The 19,359-nt window shown below is 69.7% G+C and carries 19 protein-coding genes; 13 read left to right on the top strand and 6 right to left on the bottom strand.

The window, feature by feature from the left end; translation table 11 throughout:
• Positions 1-19 precede the first annotated feature (19 nt).
• Entirely contained in the window at positions 20-1,603 is a 1,584-nt protein-coding gene (gene aceB, locus EAD98_RS28670; RefSeq protein WP_121657079.1) for a malate synthase A, read from the bottom strand.
• A 499-nt stretch (positions 1,604-2,102) separates the two neighbouring features.
• Here aceB and EAD98_RS28665 point away from each other — a divergent pair, with 499 nt between their 5' ends.
• On the top strand, positions 2,103-3,296 hold the full coding sequence (locus EAD98_RS28665; RefSeq protein ID WP_121657078.1) for an endo-1,4-beta-xylanase: 1,194 nt from the start codon (positions 2,103-2,105) through the stop codon (positions 3,294-3,296).
• Positions 3,297-3,536: 240 nt separating this feature from the next.
• Positions 3,537-4,379: an endonuclease/exonuclease/phosphatase family protein gene (locus EAD98_RS28660; RefSeq protein ID WP_233584014.1), complete on the top strand. Its 843-nt coding sequence runs from the start codon at positions 3,537-3,539 to the stop codon at positions 4,377-4,379.
• A 78-nt stretch (positions 4,380-4,457) separates the two neighbouring features.
• On the opposite strand, the gene EAD98_RS28655 is transcribed toward EAD98_RS28660, so the two are convergent.
• Complete coding sequence (locus EAD98_RS28655; protein ID WP_121657077.1) at positions 4,458-5,291, bottom strand: SAM-dependent methyltransferase; 834 nt, start codon at positions 5,289-5,291, stop codon at positions 4,458-4,460.
• 155 nt (positions 5,292-5,446) lie between these two features.
• Here EAD98_RS28655 and EAD98_RS28650 point away from each other — a divergent pair, with 155 nt between their 5' ends.
• Positions 5,447-5,908 carry a VOC family protein gene (locus EAD98_RS28650; protein ID WP_121657076.1) on the top strand — a complete coding sequence of 154 codons (462 nt, stop codon included), beginning with the start codon at positions 5,447-5,449 and terminating at the stop codon, positions 5,906-5,908.
• Positions 5,909-5,951: 43 nt separating this feature from the next.
• On the opposite strand, the gene EAD98_RS28645 is transcribed toward EAD98_RS28650, so the two are convergent.
• Positions 5,952-6,449, bottom strand: coding sequence for a GNAT family N-acetyltransferase (locus tag EAD98_RS28645; protein WP_121657075.1), 498 nt, complete (start codon positions 6,447-6,449; stop codon positions 5,952-5,954).
• 94 nt (positions 6,450-6,543) lie between these two features.
• The gene (locus EAD98_RS28640) at positions 6,544-7,305 is read right to left on the bottom strand and encodes a FadR/GntR family transcriptional regulator (protein ID WP_233578327.1); all 762 of its coding nucleotides are present in this window, start codon (positions 7,303-7,305) and stop codon (positions 6,544-6,546) included.
• Positions 7,306-7,492: 187 nt separating this feature from the next.
• Here EAD98_RS28640 and EAD98_RS28635 point away from each other — a divergent pair, with 187 nt between their 5' ends.
• From EAD98_RS28635 to EAD98_RS28595, 9 genes are all read left to right on the top strand, one after another.
• Complete coding sequence (locus EAD98_RS28635) at positions 7,493-8,734, top strand: sugar ABC transporter substrate-binding protein (RefSeq protein WP_233584013.1); 1,242 nt, start codon at positions 7,493-7,495, stop codon at positions 8,732-8,734.
• A gap of 70 nt (positions 8,735-8,804) precedes the next feature.
• Entirely contained in the window at positions 8,805-9,752 is a 948-nt protein-coding gene (locus tag EAD98_RS28630; RefSeq protein ID WP_199723598.1) for a carbohydrate ABC transporter permease, read from the top strand.
• On the top strand, positions 9,749-10,564 hold the full coding sequence (locus EAD98_RS28625; RefSeq protein WP_121657072.1) for a carbohydrate ABC transporter permease: 816 nt from the start codon (positions 9,749-9,751) through the stop codon (positions 10,562-10,564). The genes EAD98_RS28630 and EAD98_RS28625 overlap by 4 nt, the downstream gene beginning before the upstream one ends.
• A gap of 7 nt (positions 10,565-10,571) precedes the next feature.
• A complete protein-coding gene (gene dgoD, locus EAD98_RS28620) occupies positions 10,572-11,720 on the top strand; it encodes a galactonate dehydratase (protein ID WP_121657071.1) in 1,149 nt (382 codons plus the stop codon).
• A 48-nt stretch (positions 11,721-11,768) separates the two neighbouring features.
• Positions 11,769-12,998 (top strand): D-mannonate dehydratase ManD, encoded by a 1,230-nt coding sequence (gene manD, locus EAD98_RS28615; RefSeq protein ID WP_121657070.1) that lies wholly within the window; start codon positions 11,769-11,771, stop codon positions 12,996-12,998.
• Positions 12,988-13,563, top strand: a complete 576-nt coding sequence (locus EAD98_RS28610; RefSeq protein ID WP_121657069.1) for a gluconokinase — start codon at positions 12,988-12,990, stop codon at positions 13,561-13,563. The genes manD and EAD98_RS28610 overlap by 11 nt, the downstream gene beginning before the upstream one ends.
• 444 nt (positions 13,564-14,007) lie before the next feature.
• Positions 14,008-15,222, top strand: a complete 1,215-nt coding sequence (locus tag EAD98_RS28605) for a hypothetical protein (protein ID WP_121657068.1) — start codon at positions 14,008-14,010, stop codon at positions 15,220-15,222.
• A complete protein-coding gene (locus EAD98_RS28600; RefSeq protein ID WP_121657067.1) occupies positions 15,215-15,796 on the top strand; it encodes a hemerythrin domain-containing protein in 582 nt (193 codons plus the stop codon). Before EAD98_RS28605 ends, EAD98_RS28600 begins: the two co-directional genes overlap by 8 nt.
• Before the next feature lie 41 nt (positions 15,797-15,837).
• A complete protein-coding gene (locus EAD98_RS28595) occupies positions 15,838-16,737 on the top strand; it encodes an SDR family oxidoreductase (RefSeq protein ID WP_121657066.1) in 900 nt (299 codons plus the stop codon).
• Between the two features lie 55 nt (positions 16,738-16,792).
• Here the strand turns inward: EAD98_RS28595 and EAD98_RS28590 are convergent, their stop codons facing one another.
• The gene (locus EAD98_RS28590; protein WP_121657065.1) at positions 16,793-17,494 is read right to left on the bottom strand and encodes a GAF and ANTAR domain-containing protein; all 702 of its coding nucleotides are present in this window, start codon (positions 17,492-17,494) and stop codon (positions 16,793-16,795) included.
• 29 nt (positions 17,495-17,523) lie between these two features.
• Positions 17,524-18,237, bottom strand: a complete 714-nt coding sequence (locus EAD98_RS28585) for a GAF and ANTAR domain-containing protein (RefSeq protein ID WP_121657064.1) — start codon at positions 18,235-18,237, stop codon at positions 17,524-17,526.
• Between the two features lie 210 nt (positions 18,238-18,447).
• Between EAD98_RS28585 and EAD98_RS28580 the strand changes: the two genes are divergently transcribed.
• Complete coding sequence (locus EAD98_RS28580) at positions 18,448-19,353, top strand: helix-turn-helix domain-containing GNAT family N-acetyltransferase (RefSeq protein WP_121657063.1); 906 nt, start codon at positions 18,448-18,450, stop codon at positions 19,351-19,353.
• The last annotated feature ends 6 nt before the right edge of the window (positions 19,354-19,359 follow it).

The raw sequence follows: 19,359 nt of genomic DNA, 5'->3' as shown, positions 1-19,359 counted from the left end.
CGCGTCGGGTCGGTCGTCGTCAGGGCATCCGTTCGTACGCCGGCACGGTGAGGAAGTCGGCGAAGTCGTCGGCGACGGCGACCTCCATGAACAGCGTCCGGGCGGCGGCGTAGTCGTCCGGGTCGCCGGGTAGCTTGGCGATCTCCTCGTCGGCGATGCGCTCGACCAGCTCACGGGTGACCCGGGCGCCGGTGTCGTCGAGGGTGAGGTCGTTGTGCAGCCACTGCCACACCTGGCTGCGGGAGATCTCCGCCGTGGCGGCGTCCTCCATCAGGTTGAAGATGGCCACCGCGCCGGAGCCGCGCAGCCAGCTGGCCAGGTACTGCACGCCGACGCTGACCGCGTTGCGCAGCCCGGTCTCGCTGTGCGGGCCCGGGGTGGCGCGCACGGAGAGCAGGTCGGCGGCGGTGACCCGCACGTCGTCGCGGGTGCGGTCGAGCTGGTTCGGCCGGTCACCGAGCACCGTGTCGAAGACCTCCCGGCAGATCGGCACCAGGTCGGGGTGGGCCACCCAGGAGCCGTCGAAACCGTCACCGGCCTCGCGGGTCTTGTCGTCGCGGACCTTCGCCAGGGCGGTCTCGTTGACCTGCGGGTCGCGTCGGCTGGGGATGAAGGCGGCCATCCCGCCGATGGCGTGCGCGCCGCGCCGGTGGCAGGTCCGCACCAGCAGTTCGGTGTACGCCCGCATGAACGGCACGGTCATCGTCACCGCGTTCCGGTCCGGCAGCAGGAAGTCCGCGCCCCGGGTGCGGAACTTCTTGATCACGCTGAACATGTAGTCCCACCGGCCGGCGTTCAGCCCGGCGGAGTGCTCCCGCAGCTCGTAGAGGATCTCGTCCATCTCGAAGGCGGCCGGGAAGGTCTCGATCAGCACGGTGGCCCGGATGGTGCCGCGAGGGATGCCGAGCCTCTCCTGAGCGGTCAGGAACACGTCGTTCCACAGTCGCGCTTCGAGATGACTCTCCATCTTGGGCAGGTAGAAGTAGGGCCCGGCGCCGCGGTCGAGCTGCCGGCGGGCGCAGTGGAAGAAGTAGAGCCCGAAGTCGACGAGGCTGCCGGAGGTGCGCTCACCGTCCACGAGAATGTGCTTCTCGGTGAGGTGCCAGCCGCGCGGTCGGACCACGATCGTCGCCAGTTGGCCGTCGTGCAACGCGTACTGCTTGCCCTCGGGGGACGTGAAGGCGAGCTTGCCGTCGATGGCGTCGCGCAGGTTGAGCTGGCCGGAGATGACGTTCTCCCAGAGCGGGGTGTTGGCGTCCTCGTGGTCGGCCAGCCACACCTTCGCGCCGGAGTTCAGGGCGTTGATGGTCATCTTCGCGTCGGTGGGGCCGGTGATCTCGACGCGGCGGTCGACCAGGCCGGGTGCCGGCTCGGCGACCCGCCAGTCGGCCTCGCGGATCTCCCGGGTCCCGGGCAGGAAGTCCAGCAGCCCGCCGTTGGCCAGCTCGGCTTCACGCTGTCGGCGCAGCGCGAGCAGGTTCTGGCGACGCGAATCGAAGGCGCGGTGCAGATCGGCGAGGAAGGCCAGTGCCTCCGGGGTGAGGATCTCGTCGTACCGGGGGTGCATCGGGCCCGTGACCTCGACGCCGGCAGGGACAGTCATCGGCTCGCTCCTCACCATGACATGCGTGGTGATCGATTGGATGCGCTCCTGCCGACTGTAGTTCTCGCAGTTCGGGGCCGCGACCTGAGCGACGACACAGTCGCCGGGAGCGGTCGACCCGGTGCGGCGAACGGCGCCCTGGGCGCGGCGAGCGGCAGTTGGCCCGAAACGATGGCCCGCGCGGGCACGACCGGTGGGCCACGCCGCCTCCCGACCCGCCAGCGGCAACCCACCCTCGAAAGTTTCGGAGCCAGCACCACGAGGGCCGCGCAGGTCACGTAATGGATTTCCGGAAGTGTTCGCGCTTGACGGGGTGCATCGACGGCCTTAACGTTTCGGGCAAGTTTCCGGTCCCCGCTCGCAGAAGCTGTCCGCGCCACCACGGTCGGCCCGAGGCCCCGGACACCCGGCACCGCCCCCGCTCCCAGCCCGCCAGCACCATGCCCGCACCCTCCATTTCATGATCGACCAATATCGATTGGTGCCGAAAGGAAGGCAGATGAAGCAACGACGGTGGATCACTGTCGGCGCGGTCGCGGTCGCGACCGTCGCGGCACTGAACGCGGTGCCCGCCACCGCGAACCGGCCGTACGATCCCACTGCCCAGAGCCTGGGCGCTCTCGGGCAGCGCCACGGCCTCCAGGTCGGCACCGCGGTGGACCTGGCGGCCCTCAACGACGCCAACGACCCGCAGTACCGCAGACTGGCCGCCTCCGAGTTCTCCTCGGTCACCGCGGAGAACGCGATGAAATGGGAGAGCCTGGAGCCCACCCGCGGCGTGTACGACTGGGCCGCGGCCGACCAGCTCGTCGAGTTCGCCCGGCGCAACAAGCAGAGCGTGCGCGGCCACGTGCTGGTCTGGCACAGCCAGCTGCCCACCTGGCTGACCAGCGGCGTCGCCGACGGCTCCATCAGCAAGCAGGAGCTGCGCGAGCTGCTGCGCAAGCACATCACCACCGTGGTCAGCCGCTACAAGGGCAGGATCTGGCAGTGGGACGTCGTCAACGAGGCCGTCAGCGACCCGTGGGACACCCCGTCGACCCTGCACTACAAGGGCTTCTGGGCGCAGAACCTCGGGCCCGGCTACATCGCCGACGCGTTCCGCTGGGCTCGGGCCGCCGACCCCCGGGCGCTGCTGTTCTACAACGACTACAACATCGAGGCGTTCGGCTCCGGTAACCCCGCCGACGACAAGTCGCAGTTCGTCTACGACATGGTCAAGGGGTTGCGCGCCCAGGGCGTCCCGGTCGACGGCATCGGCTCCCAGGGCCACCTGGGTACGCAGTACGGCAACTACGACACCCTCCAGGTGACCGCCGCGCTGAAGAAGTTCACCTCGCTCGGTGTCGCCACCGCGTTCACCGAGGTCGACGTTCGCAGCGAGTTGACCGAGGCGGTCCAATCCGGCAACTCGGCCGAGATCAACCCCCGGTTGCAGGCGTCGGCCGCCAACTTCAGCGTGCTGATGAAGGCCTGCCTGGCCGTACGCAGCTGCCTGTCGTACACCGTCTGGGGCTTCACCGACCGGCACTCCTGGGTGCCGGGCTGGTTCAACGAGCCGCCGCAGGGCATGGCCACCATCTACGACGAGAACTACCAGCCCAAGCGGGCGTACCACGAGCTGAAGTCCGACCTGATCTTCGCCGGCCCGCCGTACGTCCTGCCCCGCATCGCACCGAAGCCGCGCCGCTGACCCACCGGTCCGGCTGTACCGACCACCGGGCCGTGTGGGGCTCCGCGCCCCACACGGCCCGCGCGCAACGGTGCTCCCGGCGATGCCCCGGCGGTAGGATCGCTGGCACCTCGGCGAAGACTGTCGCCCGCGTCATCCGGAGTCCGCGTGCCCGAGCAGCCAGCCGTCGACGTCACCGCGGTCCCCGGAGGTGCTGTTCGCCGCGCGGTTCCGGCCTTGGTCAAATTTTCTGCACGGAGCGTGGCCGACCGTCGGTACCGGACGGTCCGCCGGGCACTGGCCGTCATGTGCCTGATCGCCGTTGGGGCGGTGCCGGCCGGGTCGTCGGCGGCCGCCACGACCCAGTCCGCGGCCCTGCGGGTGCTCCAGATGAACCTCTGCAACAGCGGCCGCGCCGGCTGCTACACGGGTCGGTCGGTGACCGCGGCGGCCGAGGTGATCAGCGCGGAGGCACCCGATGTGGTCTCCCTCAACGAGATCTGCCGGGGCGATGTGGCCGCACTGGAGCGCGCGTTCGGCAACGTCCACCCCGGCAACCCCGTCGTGTCCGCCTTCCAGGCTGCCGGCGACCGTCCCAGCGGCGCCGTCACCCGATGCCGCAACGGCGAGCCGTACGGTATCGGCCTGCTGACCCGCCTCAAGGCGGTGACCACCCCGTACACGGTGCGCAGCGGGATCTACCCGACGCAGGACGTCGCCGACCCCGAGGAACGCGCCTGGCTCTGCATCCACGTCCCGGGCGCGGTGCACGCCTGCACGACACATCTGGCGGCCACCAGCGGCACCATCGCGCTCGCCCAGTGCCGTCACCTGCTCGACACGGTCGTGCCGGCGATCCGCGGCAACAACGGGTACGCGCCCACGGTGCTGAGCGGCGACCTCAACCTCCGACACGACCACCACCCCGTCGTGCAGTCCTGCGTGCCCCCGGACTACCTGCGGATCGACGACGGCGCGCTACAACACGTCATGGCGACAACCGACGTCACGATCTGTTGCCGACGGTCGATAGGAATGCGCGGGGCGACCGACCATCCCGGGCTGCTGGCCACGCTCACCAGTACGCGCAGACGTCCCGGCTGAACCACCGCCGCACGGAGTCGGGCGCCCGGGCCACCTGTTCGCGGGCCCGACGCCGCAGTCGGTCAGCCGCCGCTGCCGCTATCGCACGACGCGGGCGACGGCGCCGTTGAAGGACACGTCCTGCACGGACGGACGAGGCTGCGGTGCGTCATCCGCGTGCCACCGCGCCACGGACACGATACCCGGGTCGACGAGGTCCAACCCGTCGAGCAGGTCGGCGAACTGCTCCGTGCTCCGGGCGCGGAACCGGCCGTCATGATTGCTGGCTTCCAGCTTGGCGGTCACGCTCGGGGGCAGGTATTCCCAGGTGACGTGCGAGGCGACCACGTAGCTGCCGGCCGGGAGCGCGGCGACGAGCCGGTCGAGAATGCCCTTGGGGTCCTCGTCATCACGGATGAAGTGCAGGATCGCCACCAGCATCAGCGCGACGGGCTCGGACAGGTCCAACGTGGTCCGCAGATCCGGATGGGTGAGGATCGTGTCCGGCTCGCGCAGGTCGGCGTCGAGGTACGCGGTCCGGCCCTCGGCCGTGCTGCTCAGCAACGCGCGGGCGTGGGCGAGGACGATCGGGTCGTTGTCGACGTAGACGACCCGGGCTGACGGGTCGATCGCCTGGGCGACCTCGTGCGTGTTGTCGGCGGTCGGAATGCCGGTGCCGATGTCCAGGAACTGCCGGACGCCCTGCCGCGCCAGGAAACGCACCGCACGTTGGAGAAACATCCGGTTCTCGACGGCGGCCAGCCGGACGGTGGGCATCGCGGCAGCGAGGGCGTCGCCGGACTCCCGGTCAGCGGCGAAGTTGTCCTTGCCACCCAGCAGGTAGTTGTACCTGCGGGCCGGGTGCGCGACCGTGGTGTCGATCCGGTCCGCCGCTGACAGTTCCCCGCTCAGGCCGGTCACCGGGCCTCCCATCGCCGCGTCGGACCTCTACAAGGTACACAACTGACCTTCGTCGGGGAGTCCCTCGATAGCGGACCGGTTCTGTCCGCCGGGCATGGCAGGGTGGCCCTGGATGACGGTCTGCCTTGCTGCGCGACCCACGACACCCGCCACGAACGGAGCACCCGATGAGCCGCCACATCCAGGTCACCTTCGACGCCCACGACCCGCGGGCGCTCTCGTCCTTCTGGCGCGACGTACTGGGCTACGTCCTCCCCGGCCCGCCCGGAGTCGATCTGCCCGAGGGCGCCGACCCGCTGGCCGCGTGGGACGACTTTCTCGCGCGCATCGGCGTACCGGAGGAGGAGCGCAACACGAGATCGGCCATCGAGGACCCGGACGGGCACGGCCCACGGCTGTTCTTCCAGCAGGTGCCGGAGGACAAGGTCGCCAAGAACCGCGTCCACCTCGATGTCCGGGTGGCCCCGGGGCTCCAGGGAGAGGAGCGGATGGCGGCGCTGGAGGCCGAGTGCGACCGGCTCGTCGCGCTGGGCGCGAAGCGGGTACGCCGCGACGAGCCCGCTCCCCCGCTGAGCGCCGGCTTCATCGTGATGGCCGACCCCGAGGGCAACGAGTTCTGCCTGGACTGACGCGGTCTGCCGTGACGCGGCTGTTGCGGCAGCGCGCCGCTCGTCAGGTGATGGTGGGGCTGCGGAGTTCCAGCAGGACGACGTCCCGCCAGCGGTCGTGCTGGCGACCGATCCGCTCGCGAACTCCGACGACGCGGAACCCGGCCCGCTCGTGAAGGGCCAGGCTGGCGGTGTTCTCCGGAAAGACTCCGGACTGGATCGTCCAGATGCCGGCGGCTTCGGTCGAGGCGATCAGCGTGTCCAGCAGCAGTCGGGCGATCCCGCGCCCGTGTGCGGCCGGGTCGACGTAGACGGAGTGTTCGACCACGCCGGCGTAGACCGCGCGGGTCGAGGTCGGTGCGACGGCGATCCAGCCGAGGACGGCGCCCTCGCCGGTGACGGCCACGAAGCGGTGCGCGGCCAGCCGCGCGGCGTCGAACGCCGGCCAGGCGGGCGCGGCGACCTCGAAGCTCGCGTCGCCGGCGTCGAGCCCGGCCTGGTAGATGGCCAGGACCCGCTCGGCGTCGGCGCTGGCCATGGGACGCACGGAGATGTCGGTCATCAGCAGGCTCCGTTGGGGTCGGGGACGGGTCACGCAGAGGTACGTCTGTCGCATTCCGGCGGCGCCGACTGGTCGTGCTCAGCCCTGGTCGTGCTCAGCCCTGGCCGGGTTCGCCGGTCTGCTCCCACATCGACTTCATCTCGCCGAACGCCTGCTCCATGATCTGGACCATGGCGGCGCGGGCGCGGTCCCCGTCGCGGCGCTGGATCGCCTGCGCCACGTCGGCGTGCAGCTGGAGGGCCTGCTCGTGCGGGTAGTGCGGCATCAGGTCGTAGTGGTGCCGGCCGGTGAGCACCTCCGCCACCAGGTCCTGCAGCTTCACGAACATCTCGTTGCCCGAGGCGGCCAGCACCCGCCGGTGGAACTCGATGTCGAGGTGGAGGAAGCGCTCCTCGTCCCCCGCTTTTCCGGCGGCCCACATCTTGGCCGCCAACCCGACGAGGTCGCTCGCCTCGTCGTGGTCGACCCGGCGAGCGGCCAGCCAGGCGGCGTGCGGCTCGACGGCCGTCCGTAGTTCGGTGATCGAGCGCATCTGCGCCATCCGGCCTTCCGAGGCCAGTCGCCAACGGATCACCTGCGGGTCGAAGACGTTCCAGTCGCGTGTCGGCCGGATCAGCACCCCCACCCGGCGGCGGGTCTCGATGAACCCCATGGCGGCGAGCACCCGCAGCACCTCGCGGACGACCGAGCGGGATACGCCGTACCGGTCGACCAGCTCGTCGATGTTGAGGACGGAGCCGGGCGTCAGTTGGCCGCCGCAGATGGCGGTGCCGAGGTGGTCGAGAACTTGTGCGTGCAGCCCGGCCTCGGCAGGGGCCTTCTGGACGGCTGCAACCCCTGATGAGGACCGGTCCACGCGTTGGAGCATATCAGTTGAAGATCACCCCTTGAATAAATCCGCTTTATCGGCCTAGCATCCGGACGTTAAGCGGACGTTAACAGCGAGGTCGCGCTCTACCCCCGAAGCGGCGACCACGACAGAAGGAGAGATGGACGTGCGGCGTCGATCCATATTGGGAACTTCTCTGGCCGTGGTTGCCGCCATGGGCCTGTCGGCGTGCGGCGGCGACGGCGACGACAGCGCCTCGTCGAAGACCGTGCGGGTGACCCTGGCCAACCACGTGTGGACGGAGAACATCAAGCAGGCCCTGCCCGAGTTCGAGAAGCAGACCGGCCTGAAGGTCGAGGTCACGCAGCTCGGCGAGGACCAGCTCTCCGACCAGTACAACGTCAAGCTGAACGCCGGCTCCAGCGACATCGACGTGATGATGTACCGCCCCCTGCAGGAGGGGAAGCTGTTCGCCAAGAACAAGTACCTCGCCGACCTGTCCGACAAGGTGAAGTCCAACAAGGACTGGGACTTCAGCGACTTCCAGGCCGGCCCGGTCGACGCCACCTCGTACGAGGACAAGGCGGTCGGCGTTCCGATCATCACCGAGCAGGAGGTCCTCTACTACCGCAAGGACCTGCTGGCCAAGGCCGGCCTGACCGCCCCGCCGAAGACCCTCGACGAGCTCAAGGCGGCCGCCGCCAAGATCAAGGCTGCCGACCCGAGCGTCGCGGGCTTCGTGGCGCGGACCGGCAAGTCGCCGGCGGTCACCCAGTTCTCCAGCTTCCTCTACAGCTTCGGCGGTGACTTCGTCGACGGCAGCGGCAAGGCCGCCGTCAACAGCGAGCAGGCCAAGCAGGCGTACGCGTACTACGGCGGGCTCCTCAAGGACCACGGCCCGGCGAACGTCAGCACCGACATGAGCTGGCCCGAGGCGATGGCCATCTTCACCCAGGGCAAGGCCGCGTTCTACACCGAGGCGAACTCGCTCTACAAGAACGCCACCGACCCGGCCAAGTCGAAGGTCTCCGAGACCGTCGGCTTCGCGCCCTTCCCGGCCGGACCCGCCGGTTCGAAGCCGTACAACATTCCCTCCTGGGCGCTGGGCATCAACGACAACTCGGAGAACCAGAGCAACGCCTGGAAGTTCGTCGAGTGGGCGACCAGCAAGGAGCAGACGCTCGCGCAGCAGAAGTCCGGCGTGCCGGGCGCGCGTACCTCGGTCTGGGCCAACCCGGAGGGCACCGCCACGTACCCGAAGGACCTCGTCGAGGCCATCGCGGCCAGCACGAAGGACGGCGTGGGCCACGACCGACCCCTGGTCAACAAGGTCGCCCAGGCCCGCGAGATCGTCGGCCAACCGATCGTCGACGCCATCGCCGGCAAGGACGCGGCGGCGGCGGCCGACACCGCCAACGAGGCGTTCCAGAAGTTCCTGGACGACGAGGCCAAGTAAGCCTGCCGCGGGGGTGGCGGGGCCGTCCGGCTCCGCCACCCCCGCCCGGCCCGCCCACCCCGGAGATCTCATGGCAGCAGTGACCACCCCCACCCGATCACCCCGCCGAGCCTCGGAGACGCCGGACACGCCGGCGTGGGCCCGCTGGGCCAACGACCATCGCAAGTGGCTCTTCGCGGCGCCGGCCATGGTCTTCGTGGCCGCGCTGATCGTCTTTCCGCTGGCCTGGACCGGATACCTCAGCCTCACCGACGCCGAGGGCTCGGTGCGGGCGGAATCCGAGTTCGTGGGCTTCCAGAACTACGTCGAGGTGCTCTCGGACACCGATCGGTTCTGGCCCGCGGTCGGCCGGACCGCCGCGTTCACCATCGTGGCGTTGCTGTTCGAGGTCGTCCTCGGCATGGCGGTCGCGCTGCTGCTGTGGCGACCGTTCAAGGGGCAGAAATGGGTCCGCGTCGCCATCCTGATGCCGCTGGTCGCCACCCCGGTCGCGGTCGGCATGATGTGGCGGCTCATCTTCGACCCGAACATCGGCCTGGCGAACCAGGCTCTCGGCTGGGTCGGCATCGGACCCCAACCGTGGCTGGCCGGCCAGCACTCCGCGCTGCCCACGACGATCTTCATCGACGTCTGGCAGTGGACCCCCATGGTGGTGCTGATCCTGCTCGCCGGCCTGACCTCGCTCTCCGACGAGCCCCAGGAGGCGGCGCGGATCGACGGCGCCAGCACCTGGCAGCGGTTCCGGCACGTCACCCTGCCGCTGGTGATGCCGACCGTGATCGTCGCGATCCTGCTGCGCGGCATCGACGCGCTGAAGACCTTCGACATCCTCTACGCCACGAAGGGCCGCGGCGGCGGGTCCTTCCACGAGGTCGAGACGCTCAACGTGTACGCCTACGGCCTGAGCTTCGACTACAACGAGTACGGCATCTCATCGACGGTCCTCATCGTCTTCTTCCTGATCATCATCGGGTCGATGTGGGCCCTGACGTCGCGCAGGAAGGAGGCGCAGCGATGAGGTCCCGCCCCGCCTACCGGGTGTTCCGCGTGGTGGCGCTCACCGTCGTGGTGATCGCGCTGCTCGCACCGCTGATCTGGATGGTCGCCGCGTCGTTCAAGACGAACGTCGACATCTACGACACGGGCAAGGCGCTCGCCTTCACACCCACCCTGGACAACTACGCGAACGTCCTGGAGCAGGCCAACTACGTCGAGTTCATCGGCAACAGCCTCTGGGTGGCGTTCGCGGCCACCGTGCTCTCCATCGTGCTCGGCGTGCCCGCGGCGTACTCGATGAGCCGCTTCAACATGCGCAAGTCCGCGCTCGTGGTGCTGATGGCGCGGGTCATCCCCGGCGTCTCGCTGCTGGTGCCCTGGTACTACGTCTTCTCCAACCTGAAGATGGTCGGCGGGTTCAGCGTGCTCATCCTGAGTCACATGTTCGTGTCGCTGCCGCTGGTGGTCTACATCATGATGGGCTACTTCGACAGCCTCCCGATCGAACTCGAGGAGGCGGCGCTCGTCGACGGGCTGACCCACATCGGCGCGTTCCGCCGGATCACGCTGCCGCTGTCGATCCCGGGCGTGGCCACCGCCGGCATCCTGTCGTTCATCTTCTCCTGGAACAACTTCATGTTCGCCCTCGTGCTCTCCGGCGCCGACACCAAGACCCTGCCCGTCGCGATCTTCGACTTCGTCGGCTACGCCAGCATCGACTGGGGCGGGCTCATGGCGGCGGCCAGTGTCGTCACCCTGCCGATCATGCTGATCGCCCTGTTCGTGCAGAAGTACGTCGTCTCCGGCCTCACCGCCGGCGCGACCAAGGGCTGAGGACACCGTGACGACAATCGCTCGGGTCGAGACCTTCCTGGTCGCCCCCCGCTGGCTCTTCGTCCGCGTCGAGACCGAATCCGGGATCGTTGGCTGGGGCGAGGCGACCTGCGAGGGCCGCTCGGAGACCGTCCGCACCGCCGTGGAACAGCTCAGCGAACTCCTGATCGGCCGGGACGCGCTGCGGATCGAGGACCACTGGCAGACCATGACGAAGGGCTCCTTCTACCGGGGCGGCCCGATCCTGGCCAGCGCCGTGTCCGGCCTGGACCAGGCGTTGTGGGACATCGCCGGCAAGCGGTACGGGGCGCCGGTGCACCAGTTGCTCGGCGGCCCGGTCCGGGACCGGATCCGGGTCTACGGCTGGGTCGGCGGCGACGAGCCCAGCGAGGTCCGCGACCACATCGCGGCCCAGGTCGCGGCCGGGCTGACCGCCGTCAAGATGAACGCCTCGGGGCGGATGAGCCCGATCGCGTCGGTCGCCGAGCTGGACGGGGTGGTCCAGCGGGTCGCCGCCGCCCGGGAGGTGCTGGGCGACGATCGGGACGTCGCCGTCGACTTCCACGGCCGGTTCACCCTCGCCAACGCCCGCCGCGTCGCGCCGCTGCTCGAGCCGTACCGGCCGCTCTTCCTGGAAGAGCCGGTCGTGCCGGAGAACTCCCACCTCATCGGCGACTTCGTGCGGTCCACGACCACGCCCGTGTCGACCGGAGAGCGGCTCTACAGCCGGCAGGAGTTCCTGCCCGTCTTCCAGGCCGGCATCGCCGTCGCCCAGCCGGACCTCTCGCACGCCGGCGGGATCTCCGAGGTACGCCGCATCGCCGCGCTCGCCGAGGTCTACGACGTGCAGCTCGCCCCACACTGCCCGCTCGGGCCGATCGCCCTCGCGGCGTGCCTGCAGATCGGCTTCGCCACACCCAACTACCTGATCCAGGAACAGAGCATCGGCATCCACTACAACCTCGGCGCCGAGGTGCTCGACTACGTCGTGGAGACCACGCCGCTGATCTTCGTCGACGGGCACATCGAGCGGCTCACCGCGCCCGGGCTCGGCATCGAGATCGACGAGCAGGCGGTACGCGCGGCGGACAAGCGCGGGCACGCCTGGCGCAGCCCCACCTTCCGACACCCCGACGGCTCCTACGCGGAATGGTGAGCACCATCCGCTGAACCCGCCCACCGCGGCACCTGAGAAAGGCACCCCGTGAAGATTGTCGCAGCGGACGTCATCGTCTCCAGCCCCGACCGCAACTTCGTCACCCTGAAGATCACCACCGACGACGGGGTCACCGGGCTGGGCGACGGCACCCTCAACGGGCGGGAACTGTCGGTCGCCTCGTACCTGCGCGACCATGTCGTCCCGCTGTTGATCGGGCGCGATCCGCACCGCATCGAGGACACCTGGCAGTTCTTGTACCGCTCCGCGTACTGGCGGCGCGGCCCGGTCACCATGGCGGCGATCGCGGCCGTGGACGTCGCGCTCTGGGACATCAAGGCCAAGGCCGCCGGCATGCCGCTCTATCAGCTGCTGGGCGGCGCGTCGCGGACCGGCATCATGGCGTACGGCCACGCCTCCGGTCGGGACATGCCCGAGCTGTTCGACTCGATCCGTCACCACCTCGAACTCGGCTTCCGGTCGATCCGGGTCCAGACGTCCGTGCCGGGCATCAACGCCGTCTACGGGGTCGCCGCGCAGCCCAGCGCCGACGGCAAGCGGTACGACTACGAACCGGCGCAGCGCACGCCGCTGCCGGCCGAGGAGGACTGGGACACCCGCTCCTACATGCGGCACCTGCCCGCCGTCTTCGAGGCGGTACGCAACGAGTTCGGCCCCGAGCTTCCGCTGCTGCACGACGGTCATCACCGGATGACCCCGATCCAGGCGGCCCGGCTCGGCAGGGACCTGGAGCCGTACGACCTGTTCTGGCTCGAGGACTGCACCCCCGCCGAGAACCAGGAGGCTCTGCGTCTGGTCCGTCACCACACGACCACACCGCTGGCGATCGGCGAGGTCTTCAACACCGTGTGGGACTACCAGACGCTCATCCGCGAACAGTTGATCGACTACGTGCGGTCCGCCGTCACCCACACCGGCGGCATCACCGCGATGCGCAAGCTGCTCGACTTCGCCGCGCAGTACCAGATCAAGTCCGGCATCCACGGGCCGACCGACATCTCACCGGTCGGCATGGCGGCCGCCCTGCACCTCGACCTGGCCATCCACAACTTCGGCATCCAGGAGTACATGCAGCACGGCGCCCTGACCAACGAGGTCTTCCGGCAGTCCTTCACCTTCACCGACGGCTACCTGCACCCCGGCGAGCAGCCGGGCCTGGGTGTGGAACTCGACGAGGCGGCCGCCGAGAGGTTCCCGTACGTGCCGGCCTACCTGCCGTTCAACCGGCTCAAGGACGGCACCGTCCATGACTGGTGAGCAGGGTGGCGCTGTCGGACCCGGCCACCGGCGCCCGCCCCGGCACGTCGTCGTGATGGGGGTGTCCGGTGCGGGCAAGACGACCGTGGCGAGGGGTATCAGCGACCTCGCCGGCCTGACCTTCGCCGAGGCCGACGAGTTCCACTCCGAGGCCAACGTGGCCAGGATGCGCTCCGGCGTACCCCTCGACGACGCCGCCCGCTGGCCCTGGCTCCGCGCCCTCGCCGACTGGATGGCCACCCGTGACGCCGAGGGCGTGTCGACGGTGCTGGCCTGCTCGGCGTTGAAGCGGTCCTACCGGGACGTGCTCCGGCAGGGACCGCCGAGCGTGGACTTCGTCCTTCTGGACGGGACGGCGGAGGTCATCCGCGAGCGGATGGCCCGGCGCGCGGGCCACTACATGCCGGCGAGCCTCCTGGACTCTCAGCTGGCCATCCTGGAGCGGTTCGAGCCGGGCGAGCCGCCGGGTCTGGTGCTCGACGTGTCGCTGCCTCCGGAGCAGCTCGTCTCGGCCGCAGTCGACCGTCTCGGGCTGCGTACCGGAGCCGCCACCGTAGGCGGGTAACCCGCACCGCCCACCAGACAGCCGTCACGCGGACTCCGTCCGGTGACGGCTGTCTGGTTTAGGCCCCACCGGCCCGGGTAGCGCTGAGGTCGGGTCAAGACGTGTGCCCTCCGGGTGGTCAACCCTGCCGTGTCCGAACGGCGGTGGGGGTGGCCACCGTCGTCGAGGGCGGAGGCGTCGTGTGAATCCCTTTCTCGGGCCGGTGCATCGGCACCCCTCTGTCCGAAGTGGTGTGGTCACCTTCGGGCGTGCACGGTCGGCACCACAGGCCGTGCTCACGTCCTCCGACGTGGTTCCGCCACTCGCCCGTCGAGGCCCACCGACGCGTCAGCCCCTCGGCACTCCCGGACCCGACCGGCCGTTCGCCGGGCGCGAGAAAGAGGCGCGCACGTTTTTCCCCTAAGTGGGCGGGTACGGCCAAAAGACCCCGAACGAAGGAGTGGCATGTTCAATCCACTGGATCACAAGGGAATCGCCCTGGAGAGCCAGATCCGCAACTGGCGCGAGCTGAACGTCGAGCCGATCGACCCGGAGGCCGTCGACCCCTACACCCGGTGCCGGATCATCACGATGAACGGCATCGAGGTCGAAGCGATCAACTTCCAGCACCAGTTCGCCCGTAACTGCCCGGACCAGGAGGTCCGCCGGCAGCTCGCCTACGTCCGGTACGTGGAGAGCCAGCAGCAGCGGGTGGTGAACTGGCTGCTGCCCGGCGTGGCGAGCGTGTTGGAGACGACGCTCGGCTACGAGCAGGTCGCCGTCGACCTGACCGCCTGGGTGGCCCGGCACGAACCCGACCCGTACCTGAAGCAGGCGTACGAGTTCGGCGTGCTGGAGGACTTCGACCACCTGTACCGCTACGCGAACCTCTACGAGATGGTCGAGCGGCGCAAGGCCGAGAAGGTCGTGAACGGGCTGACCGAGGTCATGCCGGGTCGGCCGACCGTCCAGGAGCACCGGCACCCGTTCGACGAGGTCCGCACCCCGTACGACCGGAACTCGGTGGACCCGCGCTCCAAGCTGCACGCGCTGACGATCCTCTCGGCCGAGCAGCAGGTGATGTTCTACTACATGAACGTCGGCCCGCAGTACATGGAGCCGATCGCGCGCCAGCTCTACCAGGAGATCAGCCTGATCGAGCAGGAGCACGTCACCCACTACGAGTCGCTGCTGGATCCGGGCGAGAACTGGTGGGAGCGGCTGCTGACCCACGAGTACAACGAATGCTGGCTCTACTACTCGTTCCTCCAGCAGGAGAGCGACCCCCGGATCAAGGCGGTGTGGGAGCTGCATCTCCAGATGGAGCTGGCCCACCTCCAGCAGGCCGCCGACCTGCTGCGCCGGCACGACGGTCGGGAGCCCGAGGAGATCGTGGGCAGCGCCGGGCTGCCTGAACCGCTGACCTTCGAACCCAACAAGGACTACCTGCGCCACCTGCTGGCCACCCAGATCGACCTGACCAAGCTTGGCGAGGGCTACGTCCGTGAGGCCCACGAGCGCTTCGAGTGGATGCAGCAGCAACTGCACGACGGCCAGAAGCCGCCGACCGAGCAGGTCATCGACATGCACCGGGAACGCTTCGGCGACGAGTACCGCATCGAGACCGAGGGACCGCATCCGGTCGAGGAGCTGCGCACCACGGGAGGCAGTCATGCCTGACACCCACAACCCGGCCACCCCCGGTCCCGAGGAGGACGTGGTCGACCTGCTGCTCGCCCAGCACGCCCAGATCGAGCAGCTCTTCCTGCTGGTCATCGGCAGCACCGGCGACACCCGGCGCGACGCTTTCGACGAGCTGGTCAAACTCCTCGCCGCACACGAGACCGCGGAGGAGGAGGTCATCCACCCGCTCGCCCGGACCCTGCCCGGCGGTGGCGGCGACGCGATGGTGGACGACCGGCTCGACGAGGAGCGGCAGGCGAAGCAGACGCTGCAGACCTTGATCGCCGGCGGCGTGGACGCCGACGGCTTCGACACCGGCATCATCCTGCTGCGCGACGCCGTGCTCACGCACGCCCGCTACGAGGAGCGGTACGAGTTCCCCCACCTGCGCCAGCACGTCCCGGCAGACCGGCTGCGCAGCCTCGCCGGCGCCGTCCGGGTCGCGGAGACGACCGCGCCGACCCGGCCCCATCCCAGCGCCCAGTCGGCCAAGGGCAACCTGGCGGCCGGCCCGGCGCTGGCGGTCATCGACCGGGTCCGCGACGCGGTGCGCAAGCCCTCGGCCAGCTGACCCGGGGGGGCCCGCGAAAGAGACATGAGAAAGGACAGACCGTGAGCGGCAACCAGTATCAGGAGCAGGACCCCCAGGAGCAGTACCGCGGGCCGGACGAGCAGACCGGCGGCCGACAGTCGGCGCCGGGCACCACCCGGGAGATGCCGGACGAGCCGGATCACGGTGAGGACAGCTATCAGGGCACCGGCCGGCTGACCGGCAAGCGGGCGGTCATCACCGGCGGCGACTCGGGCATCGGCCGGGCGGTCGCCATCGCCTTCGCCCGCGAGGGCGCCGACGTGCTCATCGCGTACCTGCCCGAGGAGGAGGACGACGCCCGACAGACCGTGCAGCTGATCGAGAAGGCCGGGCGCAGGGCGGTCGCCGTCGCCGGCGACATCCGCGACGAGGCGCACTGCGACGAGATCATCTCCCGCGCGGTCAGCGACCTCGGCGGGCTGGACATCCTGGTCAACAACGCGGCCTACCAGATGTCCCAGTCCGGCGGCATCACCGACATCACCACCGAGCAGTTCGACCGCGTGCTCAAGACCAACCTGTACGCGATGTTCTGGCTCTCCAAGGCCGCTGTGCCACACATGGAGCCCGGCTCCACGATCATCAACACCGCGTCGATCCAGGGCTACCAGCCCTCCCCCGATCTGCTCGACTACGCCACCACGAAGGCCGGCATCATCGCGTTCACCAAGGGCCTCGGCGAGAACCTGGCGGACAGGGGGATCCGGGTCAACGCGGTCGCCCCGGGCCCGATCTGGACCCCGCTGATCCCGGCCACCATGCCGGAGGAGAAGGTCGAGTCGTTCGGCGAGGACGTTCCGCTCGGCCGTGCCGGGCAGCCGGCCGAGCTGGCCCCGGCGTACGTCTTCTTCGCCTCGCAGGAATCCAGCTACATCACCGGGGAGGTACTCGGCGTCACCGGCGGCAAGCCGCTGGCCTGACCGTCCGCGCAACTCGAAGGGCCGCCCGCGCGTCGCCGCGGGCGGCCCTTCCGCGTCAGCTCGCGTACTGGCGCAAGAGGGCGGTCGCCGTGTCGGTCAACGGCGCGCCGGCCTCGGTCGCCTCGACGAGGCTCCGGTAGGCCGACCCGACGGGGACGTCGTCCCGCTCCATCAGCACGCCGAGCGCCCGTTGGACGAGATCACGGCTGTGCAACGCGCCCGCGAGCCCCGCGAGAAGCTGCTCGCTGCCGGCGTCCATTCGCGGCAGCACCTGCGTCGACCCGGCGTGATAGCACGACTGGACCCGTTGGATCAGAAGCCGCATGTGGGCGGCGTCCCGGGAGTAGAGGTTCAGCCCGGCGACCGGAACGCCGCTACCGGCGAACAGCGGAATGGAGAGCGAGGCCCGCACCCCGTTCCGCCACGCCACGTCCCGAAAGCCGGGCCAGACCACCGCGCCGGCGACATCGGGTACGCCGACCGTCTCGCCGGAATGCAGGGCCAGCAGACAGGGGCCGGCGTCCTCCGCGTACTGGGCCAGGTCGACCGCCACGGCCACCTCGCTGCTGGAGGCGTGGGTGTGGTGCCGCTCGCCGGCGAGCACGGTGATCGAGGCGAAGTCGACCGGGTCCACCACCTCCGCGCTCAGTCGGACGATCGTGCTCAGCTGCGCGGGCAGTGCCGGAGACTCGTCGGGCAGGCCGGCGAGGGCGAGCAGGGCTTCTCTCAGTTCATGGTCCGGCAGGGGCGGGAACAACTCATCTCCTTGATCAGCTGGCCTGGTACTCACGCCCGAGATCTCCGTACTGCCTGGTTGACGAGGGCCTCCGCGACATCGCGGACCTTGCGGTTGGTGTCCTGAGAGATCTTTGACAGCAGCGCGAACGCCTCCTCCGGCGAGCACCGCCGCTCCCCGATGATGATCCCCTTGGCCTGCTCGATCACCGCCCGTTTCCGCATGGCATCCTGCATCTGATCCGCCAGCGTGGCGGCGCTCTCGTACAGGTGCGCGTTGGCCAGCGCCACCGCCGCGTACGCCGCGAAGCGCTCGGCGTTGGCGATCGCCGCCGGATCGAAGGCGTTCGCCGCGCCGCCGTAGACGTTGAGCGCACCCACCACCGACCCCTGGATCGGCAGCCCGATCGACAACGAACTGCCGACCCCGGCGGTACGCGCCATGGCGGCCCACGCGGGCCATCGTTGCTCGGCCCCCATGTCCGGCACGGAGATGCTGTCACCGCTGGCGGAGGCATCCAGGCACGGACCCCGGTGCTGCTCGTACTGCCACTCGTCGAGTTGACAGGCCAGGTCACCGGTGAACGCGGCGGTCCAGTTGGCCTGACCGCGGACCAGCGTGACCGAAACGTCCCTGGTCCCGGGAACGCTCCGGTTGGCCAGGTCGGCGATCCGGCGCAGCATGTCATCGAGGCTGATCTCGTCGAGTCGGATCCGGCCCAGCTCGGCCAGGGCGTCGGCCGGATCCACGGTCGGCTGGGTCATCGCGGAAACAGTCCTTGTCAGCCGGTGTGCGCCGGCAGGTCGGGGCCACGAATGGACGGTCGCCCTCGGCAGACGCCCGGCAGCGTCTCGCCGAGCGGCCGTCGTGGCTCCTGTCCCTACCCACCGGTTCACGGGTTACACCCTTGGCCCTCGGCTGCGGCGGTGCCGTGCCCTGGCGCGAATCCTGGATACCTGACTAAAGTCAGCTAAATGAGATCCGACCTCGTCGCCGCCGTGCGGCGCTTCAACCGGACGGTGACCCAGCGCGTGGGAGCACTCGATGACGAGTACATGGCCTCCGGACGGCCCCTCGCGCAGGCGCGACTGCTGTGGGAGATCGGTCCGGACGGGGCCGAGGTCGCCGCGCTACGGGCCCGGCTCGGTCTGGACTCGGGTTACCTCAGCCGTTTGCTACGCACCCTGGAAGGCGACGGGCTCGTCACCGTCGGGCCGGCCGAGCGCACCGGTGGCGACGCACGGGTACGGGTGGCCGCGCTCACCGCAGCCGGGCGGGCGGAGTGGGCCGAGCTCGACGGGCGCTCCGACGAGTTCGCCTGGTCGATCCTCGCACCGCTGACCGGGCAACGCCGCGAACGGCTCGTCACGGCGATGGCCGAGGTCGAGCGGTTGCTCGTCGCATCGATGGTGGTCGTCCAGCCCTGCCCGCCCAGCGACCCGCGCGCCCGGGCCTGCCTGCGCGCGTACGCCCGGGACATCGGCCGGCGCTTCGACGACGGGTTCGACCCGGCTCGGAGCAATCCCATCCACGACGAGGAACTCGTCCCACCCGCCGGCGTGTTCCTGCTGGCCACCCTCAACTCCGAGCCCGTCGGCTGCGGCGCGGTCAAGCTCCATCCCGACGCACCCGCCGAGATCAAGCGGGTCTGGGTGGCGGACACCGTACGCGGGCTCGGCATCGGCCGGCGGATACTGGGCGACCTTGAGCGGTACGCCGCCACCCGAGGCTGGACCATCGTGCGGCTCGACACGAACCGGAGCCTCACCGAGGCGATCGCGATGTACCACTCGGCCGGGTACCGGGAGATCGAGCCGTACAACAGCGAGCACTTCGCCCACCACTGGTTCGAGAAGCAGCTCCCGCCGGCCCCGGGCTGAAAACAG

Origin of the sequence: Micromonospora sp. CV4, from assembly GCF_003667455.1 — a bacterium.
Classification (GTDB): domain Bacteria; phylum Actinomycetota; class Actinomycetes; order Mycobacteriales; family Micromonosporaceae; genus Micromonospora.
The sequence above is the reverse complement of the archived record's forward strand: the minus strand, read 5'-3'. Positions and strand labels throughout refer to the sequence as shown.